Below are 13,729 nucleotides of genomic sequence, written 5' to 3' on the forward strand. Positions count from 1 at the left end.
TTTCAACTGAGACAGGAGGCCCCCATGCCCACATTCACCGCGCTTACCACTCTGACCGGCAAGACCGCCGCCGAAGGTCTGGGCGAAGCGATGGAGCGTCTGGACCCGGAACCAACCGGTGTCGGCGTGTTCGAGGTCGAAGACGGCTCGGGCCTGTGGGAGGTTGGCGGCTATTTCACCGAAGCGCCGGATGAGACCGCGCTGGCCGTGCTTGCGGCTGCGTTTGACGCCAAGCCCTTTGTCGTCTCGGAACTGCCCGAAACCGATTGGGTCGCCCATGTGCGCCGTGAACTGGCCCCGGTCGAGGCGGGGCGGTTTTTCGTCTATGGCAGCCATGATGCCGACAAACTGCCCGAAGGCCGCATTCCGCTGCTGATCGAGGCGGCGATGGCCTTTGGCACCGGACATCACGGCACGACTCTGGGCTGTCTGAAAGCGTTGGATCATTTGCTGGATCAAGGCTTCACCGCCTCGAAAGTGGCCGATATCGGCTGCGGAACCGCCGTTCTGGCCATGGCCGCCGCGCGCGTTTGGGATGGCGACATCATCGCCAGCGACATCGATCAGGTTGCCGTCGATGTAGCCGAAGCAAACCTGACCGCCAATGGCATGTCCGGTGCCGTGCGCTGTGTCGAGGCGGCGGGATTTGACCATTCCGAGTTGCAGGCCCTGGCACCTTACGACCTGATCTTCGCCAATATCCTCAAAGGTCCGCTGGTGGCCCTGTCTCCGGAAATCGCCGCGAATCTGCGGCCCGAAGGCTATGCCATTCTGTCGGGAATCCTGAATGAGCAGGCCGATGATGTTGTAACCGTTTATTCCCAAAATGGATTTAATCTGGCAAATCGAGCCGAGATTGGTGAATGGACGACGCTAATCTTAAGCAAACAGGGCTGAATTTAGGCCATTTACAGGAGTTTTGTGGATTTTCGCCACGCTTTTGTCGCAATCTCTACTTACCGTTTTCCAATCAAGTCGAGGGGGGCGGTTTTGAGGAGGCTGCCATGACGGTAAAGCAACTGGATTTCGATCAGCGCGTTCATCGCCTGAACAAGAAACATCAGAAGATGAGCCGGGGCTACCGCGCCACGATGCGCAAAGACGGCCTGGTTGTCATGAAACCACAGCGGGTCCGATCTGCGGTGCCCGCAAAGGTGCTGCTGTTCTGTCTGCTCGGGTTCTTCGGGTTCAAGGCGTTCCTGCTCTCCAGCCTCGGACCAACGGGGTACCAGTTCCGGATCGACAGCCTGAACGAAGGAACCTCGGTCGAGAAAGCGGGTGCCTGGGTCATGCAGATTGACCCTCTGTCCGAGACTCTCGCGGTCCAACTGAACAAAATTCTCTACTAAACGAACCTCCTGAAGAAAAAAACACCGCATGCTGAATGGCACGCGGTGTTCTTTTTTGCCCCTCAGGGAGGAGGAAGGGGCCTATACGCGGTCGCCGCTTTTAGCGACGACGCTGGATGATGTCGTCGATATCGCCACGGCACAGGCCGATATCGCTCAGTTCACGATCCGTCAGGCCAGCCAGCGCCTTGCGGGTTGCGCGGGCGTCGTTCCATTCTGCAGCGACGTTGAACGCCGATACGAAAAACGCGCCGATACGGCCAGCGAGGCCGAACGAGCCAGTGGTGGCGATGCGGGTGGTGTCCAGTGCAGCCATATCCTGTTTCCTTCTGGTTTGTGTTTACGTTTGATCAGTCGATCTGAGCGGCATCTAGTGTTGTCATATAACCTTCACAAGATCATTTTTTGCATGTGTCCTATGCATTTTTTGCAAGGCTTCACGAGGCTGTAATCCCCTTAAATATTTGGTGAATTTACCTTCATCCGGGTGCCGCTTTCAGACCCGTTTCAGGTCGCAAATACACCTTTGGGTCGCGGGTGGGATACTGGTGTCGCTTTCAGACTTCCGGTCAATTCGCTTGGAAAATGTTCACGCTTCGTGCTAGGCGTTGAAAAAACATCACATAACCCGAGCAGGCCGAGGCACAACATGCGAATTCTGGGCATTGATCCGGGGCTGAGAACCCTGGGATGGGGCGTCATCGAATCAAATGGCAGCCGCCTGAGCCACGTTGCCAATGGCTTGTGTAAGTCGGATGGGGATGATCTGGGTGAACGGCTGCTGTCCCTGCACAATCAGATTGTCGAGGTTATCGCGGATCATCAGCCGGATCAGGCCGCAATCGAACAGACATTCGTGAACAAGGACGGGGCAGGGACCCTGAAACTGGGTCAGGCGCGAGGGGTTGCCCTGCTGACACTGGCGCAGGCCGGTCTGCCGGTGGGGGAATATGCACCCAACCGGGTCAAAAAGACCGTGGTCGGCGTCGGCCATGCCGAGAAAGAACAGGTTCTTCACATGGTCAAACTGCAGCTGCCCGGCTGTGCGCCGAAAGGCGCGGACGCGGCGGATGCGCTGGCGATTGCGATCTGTCATGCGTATTACGGCAAGACGCAGCAATCGCGGGTGAAAGAGGTACGGGCATGATCGGAAAGCTGACGGGGCGTTTGGACTATCGCGCGGCGGATCACATTCTGATCGACGTGCGCGGGGTTGGGTACATCGTCTATTGCTCGGACCGGACAATGGCGGCGTTGCCCGGCGTAGGCGAGGCGGTCTCGATCTATACCGACATGGTCGTGCGCGAAGATCTGATGCAGCTTTACGGATTCCTGTCGCTGGTCGAGAAGGAGTGGCATCGGCTGCTTTGCTCGGTTCAGGGTGTGGGGGCTAAGGTCTCGCTGGCCATTCTGTCGGCGTTGGGGCCGGATGGCGTGAGCCGTGCGATTGCGCTGGGTGATTGGGCTGCCGTCAAGGCGGCCAAGGGCGTGGGCCCTAAAACGGCGCAGCGGATCGTGTTGGACCTGAAAGACAAGGCGCCGGGTGTGATGGCCATGGGCGGCACTGTGACCGAGGCTTCGGATGGTCCCGCGCTGGACGTGGTTGAGCCGTCCGAACCTGCGCCTGCACCAAGGCGGGCGGCAAAAGCGGCCTCGGGCTCGGCTGCGGCATCGGCCGGGGCTTTGTCTGCGCTGTCCAATCTGGGGTATGGCCCGTCCGAGGCGGCCTCGGCCGTGGCCGAAGCGGCGGCCAACCTGCCGGAGGCGGGTGAGGCGGACCTGATCCGCGCTGCGCTGAAACTACTGGCACCGAAAGGGTGAGTGAATGGTAGACGCTGATCCCACCCTGCGCCCCGATCCGTTGCCCGAGGATAACGACCGTGCCCTGCGCCCGCAGGGTCTGGATGAGTTCATTGGTCAGGCCGAGGCGCGGGCCAACCTGCGCATTTTCATCCAATCCGCCAAGCAACGCGGCGAGGCGATGGACCACACGCTGTTCCATGGGCCTCCGGGGCTTGGGAAAACGACTCTGGCGCAGATCATGGCGCGCGAGTTGGGGGTGAACTTTCGCATGACGTCCGGCCCGGTTTTGGCCAAGGCGGGCGATCTGGCGGCGATCCTGACCAATCTCGAAGCGCGCGATGTGCTGTTTATCGATGAGATTCACCGCCTGAACCCTGCGGTGGAAGAGGTGCTTTATCCCGCGATGGAGGATTTTGAGCTGGATCTGGTGATCGGCGAAGGCCCCGCTGCGCGGACGGTTCGGATCGAGTTGCAGCCGTTTACACTGGTGGGGGCGACGACGCGGATGGGGCTGCTGACGACGCCGCTGCGGGATCGGTTCGGAATCCCGACGCGGTTGCAGTTCTATACGGTGGATGAGTTGCACGAGATCGTAACCCGAAACGCCCGCAAGCTGGGCGCGCCCGCTGATGATGATGGCGCGCGCGAAATTGCGCGGCGGTCACGCGGGACGCCTCGGATCGCGGGGCGGTTGCTGCGGCGGGTGGTGGATTTCGCCATTGTTGAAGGCGATGGGCGGATTACCCGCGAACTGGCTGACGGAGCACTAACGCGGCTGGGTGTGGATCATCTGGGGCTGGACGGTGCGGACCGGCGGTATCTGAAACTGATCGCCGAGAATTACGGCGGTGGGCCTGTGGGGATTGAGACAATGTCAGCGGCTTTGTCGGAAAGCCGGGATTCGCTGGAAGAGGTGATCGAGCCCTATTTGTTGCAGCAGGGCCTGATCCAGCGCACGCCACGCGGGCGGATGTTGGCGCAGAAGGCCTGGACGCATTTGGGGATGGCCGCACCAAAGGGTCAAAGCGATCTGTTTGGTTGAAGCGGCGCGCGTTCGATTTTATGCCTCCGGCGGCCGTATTTGAAACAAGAAGAAGGGTTGGGTGTGACACCAGAAGAGATCGAGGCGCTGTTCACGCGCGAAAGCGGTGAGTTTCTGTTTGCGCGTTGGGGGAGGCCCATCGTGCCGATCGTTTTTGGGGTTGAGGATGAGACGCTTGCAACAGTGAAGGGTGCGTTCGAGGCGATCGTGACGCTGGCCGGGCACAAGATGGCCGAGACCGACCCTGAATTGGGTGCCAACTGCATGGTGTTCTTCTTTCGCGACTGGCAAGAACTGCTGGAGGTGCCGGATCTGGATCGTCTTGTTCCCGACCTTGGGCCTCTGGTCGCGCGTCTGGTTGGCGCGGATGCCAATCAATACCGGATTTTCAGGTTTGAAGAAGATGGCGCGATCCGGGCGGCCTTTGTGTTCCTGCGTATGGATAAGGAATTGTCCAAGATGCCTGCGGAAACCCTTGCGCTGAGTCAAGTGGTGCAGACCATCCTGCTGTGGTCCGACACCGCGTTTCGCGCGCAGTCGCCCTTGGCTGTGGCGGGCGGGGCGACGATCCTGCGGCCTGACATTGCCGGGCTGATCCGGGCTGCTTATGATCCTGTTTTGCCGGGGGCGGCGCAGGATGTGTCACATGCGCTCAGGCTGTTTGCCCGGTTGGAGCCGTCGCAATGAAACACATCTACCCGGTGCGCGTTTTTTATGAAGACACCGACATGGGCGGCGTCGTCTATCACGCGAATTACCTGCGGTTTATCGAGCGCGCGCGTTCGGATTGGGTACGCAATCTTGGCAACGACCAGAACGCCATGCGCGAGGAAGGCATTGTCTGGGTCGTGCGCCGGGTCGAGGCCGATTACCTTTCGCCTGCGAAGTTCGATGATGAGTTGATTGTCGAAACCGAAGTGACCGACATATCGGGCGTGCGCCTGACCATGGCGCAGCTTGTGCGGCGGGGTGAGACCGAGATATTCCGCGCCTCGGTCACCGCTGTGTGCATCAACAAGGACGGCAAGCCGATCCGCCTTCCGGCAGAGATTCGCGCATTGATGTAACAATTTGTAGGGCAAGGGTGGTTCTGTTGGCTTTTCAGCCCCAACTGCGTTAGCGTTTGGCAAAACAAGGCCAAACGAACGGCCGTCAGGCAAAAACAAAGAGCAGGTTCATGGAAGCTGAAACGCTGGCGCTGGCGCAGGAGATCGATTTCTCCATGTGGGGGCTGTACGCCCGCGCGACCTTTATCGTCAAACTGGTGATGCTGATGCTGATCGGGGCATCGATCTGGTCGTGGGGTATCATAATCCAGAAACTCATCAACTACCGGGCCGCGCGGCGCGAGGCGCAGGTGTTTGATGAAAGCTTTTGGTCCGGGAACCCTCTGGACGAGTTGTTCGAGCAGATCGGCTCGCAACCCGATGGCAGTTCCGAGAAGATTTTTGCAGCGGGGATGATCGAATGGCGCAGGTCGCATCGTACCGATGGCGGGCTGATTGCCGGGGCGACGGCGCGGATCGACCGGTCGATGGATGTGGCCATCGCGAAAGAGGCTGAGACCTTGCAAAAAGGCTTGCCCATTCTGGCCACCGTCGGTTCGACCGCTCCGTTTATCGGCCTGTTCGGAACCGTTTGGGGCATTATGAATGCCTTTATCGAGATTGCCGAGCAGCAGAACACCAACCTCGCCGTGGTTGCTCCGGGGATTGCCGAGGCGTTGTTGGCCACTGGTTTGGGCCTGCTGGCTGCGATACCGGCGGTGATTTTCTACAACAAGCTCAGCGCGGATAGTGACCGGATTGTAGGCGGTTACGAAGCCTTTGCCGATGAATTCGCGACGATCCTGTCGCGTCAGTTGGATAGCTGAGACATGGGGGCGGCGGTTCAGCAACCTGCGGGCGGGAATGGGCGCCGACGCGGACGGCGGCGTGGGCGCGCGCAGCCGATGGCCGAGATCAATGTGACGCCTTTTGTCGATGTCATGCTGGTTTTGCTGATCATCTTTATGGTGGCGGCCCCGTTGTTGACAGTTGGTGTGCCGGTTGATCTGCCCAAAACCGCCGCAAGTGCGCTGCCCGGCGACAGTGAAGAGCCGCTGACCGTCACCCTGACAGCCGATGGGCGCGTTCAGATCCAGACCACGGATGTGTTGCGGGAAGAACTGGTCGGACGGTTGCGCGCCATCGCGGCGGAGCGCAGCAGCGACCGCGTATTCCTGCGGGCGGATGGGGCGATCCCCTACGCGCAGGTCATGCAGGTTATGGGTGCGCTGAACGCGGGCGGGTTTTCGAATGTGGGTCTGGTGACGGATACCGGCGGGCCGACGCTGGACGATGGGTAAAGGTGGGGTTGCGCGGTGGATACCGGCACCAAAATCTCGGCGATTGCGCATGTCGGCCTGATCGGCTGGGCCCTGTTCGGCGGCACCTTCCGGTCCGAGCCGTTGCCGATGGCCGTGCAGGATGTGTCCGTGATTTCGTCTGAGCAGTTTGCGGCGCTTCAGGCGCAGACGGATGCTCCGGAAGTGCCGGAACAGCCTGGCACTTTGGAACAACCCCCGGAGCCCGAGATCGAGGCCAGCACGCCCGAGGCGACCCCGGAAGAACAGCCGCGCCCGGAACCCGTGGCCCCGCCAGAGCCGGAACCTGAGACCGTCCCGGAAACGGTTGAAATCCCGCCAGAGCCCGAGTTGCCGGAAGAACCGCCAACCCTGACCGAGCCGGAAACGGCAGCCTTGCCCTTGCCGCCGGGCCCCGAGGCGCAGCCCAGCCCGTCCGAGCGGGTCGCGCCCGAAGCCATCGCGCCACCGCCGCCCGAAGCCAAGCCGGACGAGGTGGAAACGCCGCCAGTGTCCTTGGACGAGGGAGCCGAGACGCAGCAGGAACAGCAGGATCAGACCGCCCCGGAAGAGGCCGCGCCCGAGATCGTGACCGAGGCCGAGGAAACCGAGGAGCAATCGCCGCTGACCTCGCCCCGTCCACGTGTGCGTCCGAACCGCCCTGCGCCCGCGCCGCAACCAGAGGTCGCCGAAACCCCGGATCCCGAGCCGGAAGCCCCGGCGCAAACCAATGATGATGCCATCAATGACGCCTTGGCCGAAGCCTTGGGCGGAGGCAGCGAACCGTCCGGCCCGCCGCTGACCAGTGGCGAGAAAGACGCCATGCGCGTGGCGGTGTCCCAGTGCTGGAATGTCGGGTCGTTGTCGACCGACGCGCTGAATGTGGTTGTGGTCGTCGGCTTTTCGCTCAACCCTGATGGAACGGTTATTGGGGGCAGCGTTCGGCTGCTGGACAGCTCTGGCGGGTCTGCGGGTGCTGAAAATCAGGCTTATCAGGCGGCAAGGCGTGCAATTTTGCGCTGTGGCGCGCGTGGATACGATCTGCCTGCTGACAAATACGATCAGTGGCAGGATATTGAGATTACATTCAATCCCGAGAGGATGCGGATCAAATGATGAAACTTCTGACCAGCCTCTTCCTTGGTCTGACCCTGATGTCGGCCCCGGTATACGCGCAAAGCGGGCCGTTGCGTCTGGAAATTGACGAAGGGATCATCGAACCCTTGCCCTTTGCGGTTCCGAATTTCGTGCCCGACGGGCCTTCGGCGTCGCAATATGCAATTGATATTTCGCGGATCGTCGCGGCTGATCTGACTGGAACGGGGCTGTTCCGTGAAATCTCTTCGGACGCGTTCATCAGCCGTGTCAGCAGCTTTGATGCGCCGGTCCAGTTCGTGGACTGGAAAGCGATCAACGCGCAGGCGCTGGTGACCGGGGCGGTGAATGTCTCGGGCAAGCGTCTGACGGTCCGGTTCCGGGTGTGGGATGTGTTCTCGGGGCAGGAGTTGGGCAACGGTCTGCAACTGGCCGGAACCACCGACGGGTGGCGGCGGATGGCGCATAAGGTGGCCGATCAGGTCTACAGCCGGATTACCGGCGAGGGCGGGTATTTCGACAGCCGTGTTGCGTTTGTGTCGGAAAGCGGCCCCAAGGATCAGCGCCTCAAGCGGTTGGCGATCATGGATTACGACGGGGCGAATGTTCAGTACCTGACCGACAGTTCCGCCATCGTTCTCGCCCCGCGCTTTTCGCCGACCGGGGACCGGCTGCTTTATACCAGTTACGAAACCGGCAGCCCGCGCATTTACGTGCTGGACGTGGGCAGCGTTCGGCAGCAGGAGTTGAACACGCAGGGCGGCACCATGAGCTTCTCGCCCCGCTTCTCGCCGGATGGGCGGTCGATTGTCTATTCGCTGATCCAAGGCGGGAATACTGACTTGTGGAAAATGGATCTGGCCTCGGGCCAAAGCACACGCCTGACCAACACACCTGCCATTGAAACTGCCCCCAGTTATTCGCCGGACGGCAGCCAGATCGTTTTTGAAAGCGACCGTTCGGGGACGCCTCAGCTGTATGTCATGCCCGCTAATGGCGGTGAGGCGACGCGGATCAGCTTTGGTCAGGGTCGTTATGGCACGCCCGTCTGGTCCCCGCGCGGTGACCTGATCGCGTTCACCAAGCAAAACAAAGGCCGGTTCCATATCGGTGTGATGCGCACCAATGGGGATGAGGAACGGCTGCTGACATCCTCTTTCCTGGATGAGGGTCCAACATGGTCGCCGAACGGGCGCGTCATCATGTTCACCCGCGAAACGCAGGGTGCAAGCGGTCGGGCGACGCTCTATTCCGTGGATATCTCGGGTCGGAACCTGCGCCCGGTGCGCACGCCGGATGGGGGCAGCGACCCGTCCTGGGGGCCGTTGCAGAATTGATCGCCGCAGAGGCGCGGCAAAGTTCACAAGAAACCGTCTCTGTGATAGACAGGCGGCAATAAACAAAACGACGAGGCACATGAGATGAACGTATTGGGCAAAATCCTGGCCGTGGGCGCGCTGAGCGTCGTTGCGGCCTGCACCAGCAATGATCCTTCGGATTTGGGGGGCTTCGGCTCGGGCGGTGCTGGTGGCGCGCTTGTACCGGGTTCGCCAAGTGATCCACGCTCGCCTGCGTATTTCCAGCAGACGGTTGGGGATCGGGTGTTGTTTGCGGTGGATCAGTCGACCCTGTCGCCACAGGCGCAAACGGTATTGCAAGGGCAGGCGGATTGGCTGCTGGCCAACCCGGACTACGTGGCCACAATCGAAGGGCACGCGGACGAGCAAGGCACACGCGAATATAACTTGGCACTGGGCGCACGGCGGGCGAATGCAGCGCGTGAGTTCCTGATTTCGCGCGGCGTGGCGGGCAACCGTCTGACGACCGTCAGCTACGGCAAAGAACGCCCGATCGAGATTTGCAGCACCGAGGATTGCTATTCCAAAAACCGCCGCGCGGTGACGGTGCTGACCGGTTCAACCTTGGGGTAAGACGATGAGACTTGCAGGATGGGTTTTGGCCGCAGTTGTTGCAACGGCGGGCGTCGCACAAGCGCAGGATCAGCAGACACTGGCGGATATCAGGCAGGAACTGACGGTGCTGCATGTGGAAATACAGCGCCTGAAGCGCGAGTTTTCGACCACCGGCTCGCCCGCGCCAAACCTGTCCGGTAGTTCGGTCCTTGAACGCGTAGACGCGATTGAGGCCGAGTTGCAGCGGCTGACGCGTCAGACCGAGCAGTTGAACCAGCGGGTGCAGAATATCGTAACCGATGGAACCAACCGGATCGGGGATCTTGAGTTCCGATTGGTCGAACTGGAAGGCGGCGATCTGTCCACTTTGGGAGAGACGTCAACGCTGGGCGGAGATACTGAGACGACCGCCGCGATCACCCCTGCGCCCACGCAGCCCAATACCTCGGACCAAGGTGAACTGGCGGTGGGTGAGCGGGCCGATTTCGACGATGCCTCGCAAGCGCTGGCCGATGGCGATTTCCAGACCGCCGCGACGATGTTTGCACAGTTTGATACCTCGTACCCCGGTAGTCCTTTGGCCCCCGAAGCGCATCTAAAACGTGGACAGGCGCTGGAAGGTCTAGGTGACACGCGCGAGGCGGCGCGGGCGTTTCTGGCCAGCTTCACCGGGGATTCCGAGGGGGCCGTTGCGCCCGATGCTCTGTTCGAACTTGGCGCGGCGCTTGGCCGTTTGGGCCAGACCGAACAGGCTTGCATAACACTCAGCGAGGTCGGAGTGCGCTTCCCCTCCTCTGGCCCGGCGGCAAGCGCCACGCAGGAAATGGCCACCTTGGGGTGTTCTTGAACAAGACCCCCACCAGCCTGACATCCGAGATTCGCGCGCGGCTGCCTGAACGGTTGCCGCAACGGCTGGGCGTTGCCGTCTCGGGCGGGGGCGACTCGGTGGCGTTGATGCATCTGCTGGCGGAGATTGCGAAGACCGAGGGTGTTAACCTAAGCGTCGCCACCGTGGATCACGGCCTGCGCCCAGAAGCCGCGCAAGAGGCCCGGCTGGTTGCAGGGCAGGCGGCTGAACTTAGCCTTCGACACGACGTTCTGAAATGGCAAGGTTGGGGCGGCAAGGGCAATCTGCAGGATCAGGCGCGTCAGGCGCGCTATGCGCTGCTGACCGACTGGGCGCGGCAGAATGAGATTCCGATTATTGCCTTGGGTCACACGGCGGATGATCAGGCGGAAACCGTGCTGATGCGACTGGGTCGCGCCGCTGGTGTCACCGGTTTGGCAGCGATGCCTGTATCGCATCATCGGGACGGCATCGAAATGATCCGGCCCATGCTGGGGATCACACGTCAACGCTTGCGAGATCACCTGACTCAAATGGGTGTCACATGGATCGAAGACCCATCGAATCAGGACAGCCGGTTCGACCGGATCAAGGCGCGTGAGGCTTTGGCCGGGTTAGACACGCTGGGCATTACGGCGGAATCCCTCTCGCGTGTGGCAAAAAATCTTGCACAAGCGCGTGAGGCACTGGCGCTTTATGCGCAGGATTCCGCCCGCAAGACCACCACAGTTGTTGACGGGGACGTGTGTCTTGATCGGTCGGTGTTTGCCGCGCTGCCCGCTGAAATCCAGCGGCGCGTATTGATTGGCATAGTCGCCTGGATTTCCGGACCCGGTTACCCACCGCGCCAAACGGCCGTGGATCAGGCCATTGACGCCTTGCAAAGCGGGCAGGCGGGGTCGTTGAACGGCTGCCTGCTGGTGCCAAGGGGCGGGAATACTTGGATTTGCAGAGAGTTTCAGGCCGTCTGCAACCTCTCATCAACCCCGTCAGACAGTTGGGACGGTCGCTGGGTCCTGACTGGCCCCGCACCCCAAGGCGTAGAAATTCGCGCATTAGGTGAGGCCGGTCTGGCGTTGCTGCCGGATTGGCGCGTGACCGGTCGCCCGCGCCTTGCGTTGCAGTCCTCGCCAGCGGTCTGGCGCGGGGGTGACCTGTGCGCGGCCCCTCTGGCAGGTTTCCCAAACGGGTGGGTCGCAAAGCCCGCGACAGACTGGCCCGAGTTCTACGCTTCTTTTTTATCGCATTGAACCTGCCACAATCCTCTCTATTTTAAGAGACAACCCGGCAGATCCCCATCTGCTGATATCTTTTGGGAGAATTTCCTTGGGCAACGCTCGCAATATCGCCTTCTGGGTCGTTCTGTTCTTGCTGATCCTTGCACTGTTCAATCTGTTCAGCGGACCAGGCGGAACACTTCAGAGCAATGAACGAACCTATTCCGACTTTGTCAGCGCCGTGCAGAACGGTGAGGTCAAGAATGTGACGCTGGACGGTGAACAGATTCGCTATACCACAGAAACCGGCGGGACATTCGTGACGATCAAACCCGGCGATGCCGAGGTCACCAAACTGCTGATCGACGAAAACATCCCCGTACGCGCTGAGAAACAGCAGCAATCGGGTTTCCAGTCGTTCCTGATCACGCTGTTGCCCTTCCTTCTTCTGATCGGTGTCTGGGTCTATTTCATGAACCGGATGCAGGGGGGCGGCAAAGGTGGCGCGATGGGCTTTGGCAAGTCCAAGGCCAAGATGCTGACTGAAAAGCATGGCCGCGTGACCTTTGACGACGTGGCGGGTATCGACGAGGCCAAGGAAGAGCTGGAAGAAATCGTCGAGTTCCTGCGCAACCCGCAGAAATTCAGCCGTCTTGGCGGCAAGATTCCCAAGGGCGCGCTGCTGGTTGGCCCTCCGGGTACCGGTAAGACGCTGCTGGCCCGTGCCATTGCGGGTGAGGCGGGCGTGCCGTTCTTCACCATTTCGGGCTCGGATTTCGTTGAAATGTTTGTGGGTGTCGGTGCCTCGCGCGTGCGCGATATGTTCGAGCAGGCCAAGAAAAACGCGCCTTGTATCGTGTTCATCGATGAGATCGACGCCGTGGGTCGCCATCGTGGCGCAGGCTATGGCGGTGGCAACGACGAACGCGAACAGACCCTCAACCAGTTGCTGGTCGAGATGGACGGGTTCGAGGCCAATGAAGGCGTGATCATTCTGGCCGCGACCAACCGTAAAGACGTGTTGGACCCCGCGCTGCTGCGTCCGGGCCGGTTTGACCGGAACGTGACCGTTGGCAACCCCGATATCAAAGGCCGTGAGAAAATTCTGGGCGTGCACGCGCGCAAGACCCCCTTGGGCCCCGATGTCGATCTGCGCATCATCGCGCGCGGGACGCCGGGGTTCTCGGGTGCCGATCTGGCAAACCTCGTGAACGAGGCCGCGTTGATGGCCGCACGTGTGGGTCGCCGCTTTGTCACCATGGAGGATTTCGAGAACGCGAAAGACAAGGTGATGATGGGGGCCGAGCGCCGCTCGATGGTGCTGACCCAGGACCAGAAGGAAAAGACCGCCTATCACGAGGCTGGTCACGCTGTGGTCGGTCTTGAACTGCCGCTGTGCGATCCGGTCTATAAGGCGACGATCATTCCGCGCGGTGGTGCGCTGGGTATGGTTGTGTCTCTGCCGGAAATGGACCGTTTGAACTATCACCGCGATGAGTGTGAGCAGAAGCTGGCCATGACCATGGCCGGTAAAGCTGCTGAGGTCATCAAATACGGTGAAGATCACGTCTCGAACGGTCCGGCGGGCGACATCATGCAGGCCAGCCAACTGGCCCGCGCGATGGTGATGCGCTGGGGCATGTCGGACAAGGTCGGCAATATCGACTATGCCGAAGCGCATGAAGGCTATCAGGGCAACACCGCCGGTTTCTCGGTTTCTGCGCACACCAAAGAGCTGATCGAGGAAGAGGTGAAGCGCCTGATCCAGCAAGGCTATGAGCGCGCACATAAAATCCTGACCGACAAGAACGAGGCTTGGGAACGTCTGGCGCAGGGGCTGCTGGAATACGAAACCCTGACCGGCGATGAGATCAAGCGCGTCATGAATGGCGAGTCGCCCACCGAAGGCGACGACGAAGGCGACAAGCCGGATGAGGGCAGCGCGCCCAGCGTTACGGCCATTCCCAAGACCAAGCCGAAGAAATCTCCGCCCGAAGGTGGGATGGAACCTGAGCCGACTGCATAAACAAAAAAACCCGGAGCCAGCCTACGGGTTTTTTCTTTTCATCAGGTCGGTGCTGGGCATTATGCGCGCAAGGACGCTGATAAGAAGGGAAGG

General features: G+C 60.8%; 16 protein-coding genes. 15 read left to right on the forward strand and 1 reads right to left on the reverse strand.

Annotated features, from left to right (window positions below):
* The first annotated feature begins 24 nt into the window (after window positions 1–24).
* A complete protein-coding gene (locus ACR0KX_RS14125) occupies window positions 25–897 on the forward strand; it encodes a 50S ribosomal protein L11 methyltransferase (RefSeq protein ID WP_170623763.1) in 873 nt (290 codons plus the stop codon).
* Between the two features lie 107 nt (window positions 898–1,004).
* On the forward strand, window positions 1,005–1,349 hold the full coding sequence (locus ACR0KX_RS14130) for a hypothetical protein (RefSeq protein WP_170454312.1): 345 nt from the start codon (window positions 1,005–1,007) through the stop codon (window positions 1,347–1,349).
* Window positions 1,350–1,449: 100 nt separating this feature from the next.
* Here ACR0KX_RS14130 and ACR0KX_RS14135 read toward each other — a convergent pair whose 3' ends face one another.
* Complete coding sequence (locus tag ACR0KX_RS14135; protein ID WP_170520539.1) at window positions 1,450–1,665, reverse strand: DUF1127 domain-containing protein; 216 nt, start codon at window positions 1,663–1,665, stop codon at window positions 1,450–1,452.
* 333 nt (window positions 1,666–1,998) lie between these two features.
* Between ACR0KX_RS14135 and ruvC the strand changes: the two genes are divergently transcribed.
* The 13 genes from ruvC to ftsH all read left to right on the forward strand — a co-directional run bounded on the left by ruvC (window position 1,999) and on the right by ftsH (window position 13,636).
* Complete coding sequence (ruvC, locus tag ACR0KX_RS14140; RefSeq protein WP_170623761.1) at window positions 1,999–2,496, forward strand: crossover junction endodeoxyribonuclease RuvC; 498 nt, start codon at window positions 1,999–2,001, stop codon at window positions 2,494–2,496.
* Window positions 2,493–3,170: a Holliday junction branch migration protein RuvA gene (gene ruvA, locus ACR0KX_RS14145; protein ID WP_480708530.1), complete on the forward strand. Its 678-nt coding sequence runs from the start codon at window positions 2,493–2,495 to the stop codon at window positions 3,168–3,170. Before ruvC ends, ruvA begins: the two co-directional genes overlap by 4 nt.
* A gap of 4 nt (window positions 3,171–3,174) precedes the next feature.
* On the forward strand, window positions 3,175–4,194 hold the full coding sequence (ruvB, locus tag ACR0KX_RS14150) for a Holliday junction branch migration DNA helicase RuvB (RefSeq protein ID WP_480708531.1): 1,020 nt from the start codon (window positions 3,175–3,177) through the stop codon (window positions 4,192–4,194).
* A gap of 63 nt (window positions 4,195–4,257) precedes the next feature.
* The gene (locus tag ACR0KX_RS14155; RefSeq protein WP_480708547.1) at window positions 4,258–4,881 is read left to right on the forward strand and encodes a hypothetical protein; all 624 of its coding nucleotides are present in this window, start codon (window positions 4,258–4,260) and stop codon (window positions 4,879–4,881) included.
* Complete coding sequence (gene ybgC, locus ACR0KX_RS14160; protein WP_170454300.1) at window positions 4,878–5,261, forward strand: tol-pal system-associated acyl-CoA thioesterase; 384 nt, start codon at window positions 4,878–4,880, stop codon at window positions 5,259–5,261. Before ACR0KX_RS14155 ends, ybgC begins: the two co-directional genes overlap by 4 nt.
* Window positions 5,262–5,371: 110 nt before the next feature.
* Complete coding sequence (tolQ, locus tag ACR0KX_RS14165) at window positions 5,372–6,067, forward strand: protein TolQ (RefSeq protein WP_170520548.1); 696 nt, start codon at window positions 5,372–5,374, stop codon at window positions 6,065–6,067.
* A gap of 3 nt (window positions 6,068–6,070) precedes the next feature.
* Window positions 6,071–6,541, forward strand: a complete 471-nt coding sequence (gene tolR, locus ACR0KX_RS14170; RefSeq protein WP_170520550.1) for a protein TolR — start codon at window positions 6,071–6,073, stop codon at window positions 6,539–6,541.
* A gap of 15 nt (window positions 6,542–6,556) precedes the next feature.
* A complete protein-coding gene (locus ACR0KX_RS14175; protein WP_170454295.1) occupies window positions 6,557–7,654 on the forward strand; it encodes an energy transducer TonB family protein in 1,098 nt (365 codons plus the stop codon).
* The gene (tolB, locus tag ACR0KX_RS14180) at window positions 7,651–8,970 is read left to right on the forward strand and encodes a Tol-Pal system beta propeller repeat protein TolB (RefSeq protein WP_170623757.1); all 1,320 of its coding nucleotides are present in this window, start codon (window positions 7,651–7,653) and stop codon (window positions 8,968–8,970) included. The genes ACR0KX_RS14175 and tolB overlap by 4 nt, the downstream gene beginning before the upstream one ends.
* Window positions 8,971–9,054: 84 nt before the next feature.
* Window positions 9,055–9,564, forward strand: a complete 510-nt coding sequence (gene pal / locus ACR0KX_RS14185) for a peptidoglycan-associated lipoprotein Pal (RefSeq protein WP_170454291.1) — start codon at window positions 9,055–9,057, stop codon at window positions 9,562–9,564.
* Window positions 9,565–9,568: 4 nt separating this feature from the next.
* The gene (gene ybgF / locus ACR0KX_RS14190) at window positions 9,569–10,393 is read left to right on the forward strand and encodes a tol-pal system protein YbgF (protein ID WP_170623753.1); all 825 of its coding nucleotides are present in this window, start codon (window positions 9,569–9,571) and stop codon (window positions 10,391–10,393) included.
* A complete protein-coding gene (gene tilS / locus ACR0KX_RS14195; RefSeq protein WP_480708532.1) occupies window positions 10,384–11,643 on the forward strand; it encodes a tRNA lysidine(34) synthetase TilS in 1,260 nt (419 codons plus the stop codon). The genes ybgF and tilS overlap by 10 nt, the downstream gene beginning before the upstream one ends.
* A 76-nt stretch (window positions 11,644–11,719) precedes the next feature.
* Window positions 11,720–13,636 carry an ATP-dependent zinc metalloprotease FtsH gene (ftsH, locus tag ACR0KX_RS14200; protein ID WP_170623751.1) on the forward strand — a complete coding sequence of 639 codons (1,917 nt, stop codon included), beginning with the start codon at window positions 11,720–11,722 and terminating at the stop codon, window positions 13,634–13,636.
* Window positions 13,637–13,729 lie beyond the last annotated feature (93 nt).

Source organism: Ruegeria sp. BG5 (assembly GCF_056538425.1).